At 50.0% G+C, this 240-nt stretch carries 1 protein-coding gene; it reads left to right on the top strand.

The window, feature by feature from the left end:
- Nucleotides 1–240 (top strand): IS630 family transposase (locus EXE52_RS18170; RefSeq protein WP_137704014.1); only part of this gene is annotated, 240 nt, incomplete at both ends.

Genomic DNA, 240 nt, shown 5'->3' with positions numbered 1-240 from the left:
GGGTATTAGAGAAGATCCGCGAGCAGAATCCGGGCAAGCGGATTCTGCTCGTCTTGGATAAGCACGGTTCACATAGATGTAAACACACGCGCAAGCGTGCGCATCAACTCGGGATTGACCTGATTTTTATTCCATCAGGCTCACCGCACCTGAATCCAATCGAGCAAGTCTGGAAGTATCTCAAATGGACGATGGCACCAATTGTCGTTGAGAGCGAAGCGGAATTCAAAGACCTCGTTC

It is taken from the genome of Halorubrum sp. CGM4_25_10-8A (assembly GCF_005435025.1).
Taxonomy (GTDB): domain Archaea; phylum Halobacteriota; class Halobacteria; order Halobacteriales; family Haloferacaceae; genus Halorubrum; species Halorubrum ezzemoulense.
This window is presented reverse-complemented; position numbering and strand designations above follow the sequence as displayed.